The sequence below is a fragment of the Delftia acidovorans NBRC 14950 genome (assembly GCF_001598795.1).
Taxonomy (GTDB): Bacteria; Pseudomonadota; Gammaproteobacteria; order Burkholderiales; family Burkholderiaceae_C; genus Comamonas; species Comamonas acidovorans.
Window position 1 is genome coordinate 1 of sequence record NZ_BCZP01000056.1, and the last position, 6,130, is coordinate 6,130.

A 6,130-nucleotide genomic window follows, 5' to 3' on the forward strand; every position below is an offset into this window, starting at 1 on the left:
CGGCCTCGCGCACTTCAGGCTGGGCCAGCAGTTGCGACTGCACCTCGCCCAGCTCGATACGGAAGCCCCGGATCTTGACCTGCTGGTCGGCACGGCCCAGGTATTCAAGCTCGCCCTGTGCACTCCAGCGCACCAGGTCGCCCGTGCGGTACAGGCGCTCGCCTGCTGACGCGTAGGGATTGGCGATAAAACGTTCCGCGCTCAGACCGGCGCGGTTCAGGTAACCACGTGCCAGGCCTTCACCCGCCACATACAACTCTCCCGCCACGCCCTGCGGCAGCAGGTTCAGGCTGCCATCGAGCACGTACAGGCCCAGGTCCGGAATCGCCACGCCCACCGGGCTGCGTCCGCCATCCAGATCCGCCTTGGTGATCTCCCGGTACGTCACATGCACCGTGGTCTCGGTGATGCCGTACATGTTGATGAGTTGGGGGCTCTGGTCACCGAAGCGGTCAAACCAGGGCCGCAGGCTCTCGGGCTCCAGCGCCTCGCCGCCGAAGATCACCTGGCGCAGCGCCAGGCCAGCGCCGTTCCCATCTTCCTGCTCCACGGCATGGACCAGTTGCCCGAAGGCCGAAGGTGTTTGATTGAGAACCGTTACGCGCTCCGCCCGCAGCAAGGCCAGGAAGTCCTGGGGCGAGCGGCTGACCCAGTACGGCACCACCACCAGCCTGCCCCCCGTGCACAGGGCGCCGAAGATCTCCCAGACAGAGAAGTCGAAGGCGTAGGAATGGAACAGGGTCCAGACATCGTCAGGCCCGAAGCCGAACCAGGCATCGGTGGCGTCCAGCAGCCGTGCCACGTTGCGGTGGCCCAGTTGCGCGCCTTTGGGTTTGCCTGTCGAGCCCGAGGTGTAGATCACATAGGCCAGGCTGTCCGGGCTCACATCGACCTGTGGATCGGTATCGGGTTCGCCCGACAGGTCCAGCATGTCGATCTCCAGCACCTGCAGCACAGCAGCGCCGGGAATGCGCTCGCGCAGCGCCGCCTGCGTCAGCACCAGGGCAATGCCACTGTCCTCGACCATGTGCGCCAGACGATCGGCAGGGTAGTCCGGGTCCAGCGGCACATAGGCGCCACCGGCCTTGAGGATGGCCAGCAGGCCGACCACCATCTCCACCGAGCGCTGCATGGCAATGCCCACGCGTGTCTCCGGGCGCACGCCCAGGGCGATCAGGCGGTGGGCCAGGCGGTTGGCCTGGGCGTCGAGTTCTGCGTAGGTCAGTTGTGCGGACTCGCAGGTCAACGCCGCCGCATCCGGCCGCTGCTGCGCGCTTGCCGCAAAGCGCTGGTGCAGGCAGGCGGGCTGCGCAGGGTTGAGGACAGGTCCATTGCGGGTACTGCGGCGCGCACTGCGGTCCAGAAGCTGCGCCTGCTCATCGCCGGGCAGCAGTTGCACCTGGTCCAGAGCGCACTGCGGCGCATGCGCCAGCGCCTGCAGCAGCAGCGACAGATGCGCGCCCATGCGCTGCACCGTGGCCGGCTCGAAGCGCTCGCGCGCATAGGCAAAGCCCAGTTGCAGGCTGCCGTCGGCGCGGCGGCTGGCGTGCAGGGTCAGCTCGAACTGGGCGGCCAGGCCGTCCAGCTCCAGCTTCTGGATCTCCAGGCCCGCCAGGCCGGCCGCCTCTTCGTGCTGGTAGTTCAGCATCACCTGGAACAGCGAGCTGCCGTCCAGGCTGCGGCGCGGCTGCAGCGCCTCGACCAGTTGCTCATAGGGCAGGTCCTGGTGGGCCAGGCCCAGGCGGACCCGCTCGGCCAGCTGGGCCAGCAGCTCCTGCAGGCGCATGCGGGGATCGAGCCGGCCACGCATCACCAGCGTGTTGACGAAGAAGCCGACCAGCGGCTCGGCCTCGGGCTGGTTGCGGTTGGCCACGGGCACGCCCACGCGGATATCGGTCTCGGCGGTATAGCGGTGCAGCAGGGCCTGGAACCCGGCCAGCAGCGCCACGAAGAGGGAGGTGCCCTGCTCGCGGGCGCGCTGCTCCAGTCCGGCCACCAGGCTGGCGGGCAGATCGAGACGGTGCCAGGCGGCATGCCAGCGGGTCTCGGCGCCCGGCGCGCGGGCATGGTCGGCGGGCAGCTCCAGATGCAGGTCCTGACCCCCGGCCAGTTCGGGCAGCCAGTAGTCCAGCAGGCGCTGCCTTTCCCCAGCCTCCAGCCAGTCGCGCTGCCAGGCGGCGTAGTCGGTGTAGGCAATGGGCAGCGGCGGCAGGCGGGTCGGGCGCTGCTGCACCAGTGCCGCGTACAGGCCGGCGAACTCCTCCAGCAGGATCTGCATGGAGCGGCCGTCGGAGATGATGTGGTGCATCACCACCACCAGCAGGTGCTGGCGGCTGTCCAGGCGAACGGCGGCCACGCGCAGCAGCGGGCCGCGCGTCAGGTCAAAGGGCGTGAGGCACAGGCGCTCGGCTTCGGCCAGGGCCCGGTCGTGGCGCTGTGCGGCAGGCAGGGAACTGAGGTCGATCAGCGGCAGCTCCAGCGCCAGCTGCGGCACGATGCGCTGCCGCGCCAGGCCGTCGGGGCTTTCCTCGAACACCGTGCGCAGTCCGCCGTGGCGCTCCAGCAGCACGCCGAACGCCTGCCGCAAGGCCGCCACATCCAGCTCGCCATGCATCCACGAGGCCTGGGCGATGTGGTAGGCCGAGCTTTGCGGGTCCAGCTTCCACAGGAACCACTGGCGCAGCTGCGCATGGGACAGGGCTTCGGTCTGGTCAGACGATGGTGCGCGCACCGGGATGGGGAAATGCGAGAGATCCAGTCCCTCGGCCCGGATCTTTTGCAATGCCAGCGTGCGCTGGGCAGGGCTCAGGCTTGCAAAGCGCTCGGCGATTTGGCGCAGGCGGCCACGGTCCATCAGATATCTCCCAGAGTTTCGAGAAAGGAATCCAGCGCATCGAGCGCCTGCGCATCCGCGCCTGTCGTGCCTGTTGCACCCGCAGCATCCGCGCTGCCATGGGCTGGCAGGCGCACCAGGCCCGCCATGTCCTGCAGCACCGGGGTGCGGAAAATGTCCTGGGCGGTCAGCCCCGCAGCGCCTGCCCCCTGCAGCCGCGCCAGCAGTTGCACCACCTTGAGCGAGTGCCCGCCGCGCTCGAAGAAGCTGTCGCGGCGGTCCACGCGGCCACCGCCCAGCAGCTCGGACCAGAGCCCGGCCAGCATTTCCTCGGCCTGCCCCGAGGGCGCCTCGTAGGACTGGCCGGCCGGTGCCTGCGCCGCAGGCAGCGCGGCACGGTCCACCTTGCCGCTGTTGTTCAGCGGCAGCGTGTCCAGCACCACGATGGCGGACGGCAGCATGTAGTCGGGCAGGCCGCTGGCCAGTCTTGCGCGCAGTGCCGCAGCGTCCAGGGGCGGGCCTGCATGCAGTGATGCATGCAGCGGTGCATGTAGCGACCCATGTAGCGATGCATGCAGCGATGCATGTAGAGATACGTGCGCCACAAGGCGCGTATCGCTGCCGGCCCCCGCTGCCGTGACCACGGCCTCGCGCACCTCGGGCTGGGCCAGCAGTGCGGCCTCCACCTCGCCCAGCTCGATGCGGTGGCCGCGGATCTTGACCTGGTGGTCCAGCCGGCCCAGGTATTCGAGCGCGCCATCGGCATTGCGGCGCACCAGGTCGCCCGTGCGGTACAGGCGTTCGCCAGCCGCGTCCGGTCCCGCGAAAGGATCGGCCACAAAACGCTCTGCGCTCAGGCCCGGCCGCTGCCAGTAGCCGCGCGCCAGGCCCTGGCCGCCAATGAACAGTTCCCCGGCCACGCCTTGCGGCACGCAGCGCAGCCCTTCGTCAAGCACCAGCAGCCGGGTGGCCGCGATTGCCTGACCCAGCGTGGCGGCATCGCCCTGCACCTGCTGCAGGCTGGACCAGATCGTGGTCTCGGTCGGGCCGTAGAGGTTCCAGAGGTCCACGCCCGCCGCGCGCAGCAGGGCAATCAGGTCCGGCGCAAGCGCCTCGCCGCCGCACAGCGCCTTCAGCGGCCGTGCCGCCTTCCAGCCACCGGCCAGCAGCAGGCGCCAGCCCGAGGGCGTGGCCTGCATCACGCTGGCGCGGCTGCGCTCCAGCAGCGCCGCCAGCGCGGCCGCGTCGCGCACCTGTTCGCGCCCGGCCACCACCAGCTGCGCGCCCACGGCCAGGGGCAGGAAGATCTCCAGGCCCGCAATGTCGAAGGACACGGAGGTCGTGGCCAGCACCACGTCCTGCGCCTGCATGCCCGGCTGTGCCGCCATGGACTGCAGGAAGTTGGAGAAGGCCGCATGCCGCACCACCACGCCCTTGGGCCGCCCGGTGGAGCCCGAGGTGTAGATCACATAGGCGGCCTGGTCGCCATGCACCTCGACGCGGGGCGCGCGTTCCGTGCCTGCCTGCGGCCCTGACTCCCTTGCCTCCAGTACCTCCAGCGCCTCCAGCTCCAGCACCTTCGGCACGCTGGCGGCGAGCACGGCCAGCCGGCCCGGCGCCAGGCCCGAGGCCAGCACCAGGCAGGCCCCGCTGTCCTGCAGCATGTACTGCATGCGCTCATCGGGCAGGGCCGGATCGACGGGCACGTAGGCGGCGCCCGCCTTGAGGATGGCCAGCAGGCCGGCCACCATGGCGGCCCCGCGCTCGGCCACCAGGCCCACGCGCTGCCCGGGCCGCAGCCCCTGGGCGATCAGGGCCTGCGCCAGGCGGCTGGCCCGCCGATCCAGATCGCCGTAGCTGAACACCTGCCCGTCCGCGGTCAGGGCCGGGGCCTGGGGCCGCTGCCTTGCCTGCGCCTCGAACATGCGGTGCACCGGCAAGGCCTGCGGCCAGGACCGGGAGTTGCCGGCCTGCGCCAGCAGCGCCTGGCGCTCGGCCGGGGGTACCACGTCCAGCGTGCGCAGGTCGCGGCCGGGCTGCTGCTGCAGCGCCTGCACCAGCGCCTGCAGGGCCTGCTGCATGTAGGCGCAGACGCGCCCGGCCCCCACGCTGCGCACCACCTGGGCGACGAGCACAAAGCCCTGGCCGTCGTCATCCACGGCCATGCCCACGGGATAGTTGCTGCGCTCGGGGCGGCCCAGCACCTGCACGCCGGCCCGGGCCAGCTCTTGCGCAGCACCCTCTGCCGCGCCATGCCGGTAGTTCAGCAATGCGCTGAACAGCGGCGTTCCCGCAGGCAGGCCGCTGCAGCGCTGGGCCAGCGACAGGCTGGCATGCTCGTGCTGCAGCAGGGCCGCAAGCGCCGCTGCCGTGCTGCGCAGGCCCTGGAGCACGCTGCCTTCGCCCAGCGGCAGGCGCAGCGGCAAGGTGTTGATGAACATGCCCAGCGCCTGCTGCGCACCGGCGCCGCCGTCCATGCGGCCCATCAGCACGGTGCCGAAGACCGGCTCCTGCCTGCCGCTGGTCCGGGCCAGCACCAGCGCCCAGGCCAGGTGGCAGAGCGCGGCGGGGCTGACGCCGTGCGCACGCGCCTGGCGGCGCATGCCCTGGGCCAGTGGGGCGTCCAACCGCAGGCGGGCCTCCTCCATGCCCCGGCCATCGCCTTGCACATCCAGCAGGCCGAAGGCGGCCGTGGGCTCCTGCACATCGGCCAGCATGCGGCGGAAGAACCGCTCGTGCGCCTCGGCCGCCACGCCCTGGCGCGCCTGCGCCACAAAGCGCCGGAAGGGCACGGGCACCGGCAGCTCGGCCGCACGGCCCTGCTGAAGCCGCAGCACTTCCTGCAGCAGCAGGTCCAGCGTGATGCGGTCCATCACCAGGTGGTGACTCAGCAGCTGCAGCAGCCAGCGGCCTTGCCCGGCATCGTGCGCGGCCCGCGCCCCTATCATCGGCGCCTGCCGCACGTCCAGGCGCAGGTCGTGGCTGCCCAGTTGCTCCAGCATCTGCGGCACCAGCGCCTCATGCACCTCTTGCGACCCATGCGCCTCATCCGCATCAGGCCACTGCAGCTGCAGCGGTGCCTGGCGCAGCACCACCTGCACCGGCTCGGACAGCCCCTCCCAGAGCACGGCCGTGCGCAGGATGTCATGGCGCGCAATCACCTGGTTGAGGCTGTGCACGAAGGATTGCAGCTGCTCGCGCGTCCCGAAGCTCAGCAGGTTGGGCGAGACGAACACATCGCCCCCGGACTGCAGCAGGTGGTGGAACAGAATTCCCTCCTGCAGCGGCGCCAGCGGG

2 protein-coding genes are annotated in these 6,130 nt (G+C 70.8%); both read right to left on the reverse strand.

What is annotated here, in order from left to right; translation table 11 throughout:
• Positions 1–2,854 (reverse strand): amino acid adenylation domain-containing protein (locus tag DA1_RS29120; protein WP_155737677.1); only part of this gene is annotated, 2,854 nt, incomplete at its 3' end.
• Positions 2,854–6,130 (reverse strand): non-ribosomal peptide synthetase (locus DA1_RS29125; protein WP_081232018.1); only part of this gene is annotated, 3,277 nt, incomplete at its 5' end. The genes DA1_RS29125 and DA1_RS29120, both read right to left, overlap by 1 nt.